Here is a 536-nt window from a genome sequence, read left to right as displayed (position 1 = left end):
GTGTTCTAGTGCTGCCGGGGCGCTGGCGAGGTAGTTTTCGCTGTACCAGCCGTTGCGCAGCAGGGTGTAAACGATGCCAGAATCAGCCAGCATTTTCTCCGTCTCGATGTGCTCATCGGCGAGGCCGAGCGGGGAGGTATCTGCATGTAGCAGGCTGGTATAAGCGATAAATTTCACGCCAGCCGCCTTTGCGGCATTAATAACATTACGATGCTGCGGGGCACGTTGACCAACTTCGCTGGAAGAGATCAGCAGTAGTTTTTCCACTCCCTGAAGTGCAGATGTCAGTGCGGCTTCATCGCCGTAGTCAGCCTGACGCACGGTAATGCCTTGTGCTGCCAGGGCCTGGGCTTTTGCCGGATTACGAACGATAGCCACTATTTGGCTGGCAGGAACCGTTTTCATCAAGGATTCAATAACATAGTGACCAAGTTGGCCAGTGGCACCAGTAATAGCGATCATGGGAAGTCTCCATCGTTTTGTCTTGTGTTTAAATACGCTAACACCTAAACTTACTTTTAGTAAGTACACACAAA

General features: G+C 51.3%; 1 pseudogene. It reads right to left on the bottom strand.

Annotation, left to right across the window (positions count from 1 at the left end):
- Positions 1 to 462: pseudogene (gene qorB / locus ACLO87_RS16985) on the bottom strand (NAD(P)H:quinone oxidoreductase); the annotation flags it as partial.
- Between the last annotated feature and the right edge of the window lie 74 nt (positions 463 to 536).

This window comes from Paenalcaligenes sp. Me52 (assembly GCF_050487965.1).
Taxonomy (GTDB): Bacteria; Pseudomonadota; Gammaproteobacteria; order Burkholderiales; family Burkholderiaceae_B; genus Paenalcaligenes.
This window is presented reverse-complemented; position numbering and strand designations above follow the sequence as displayed.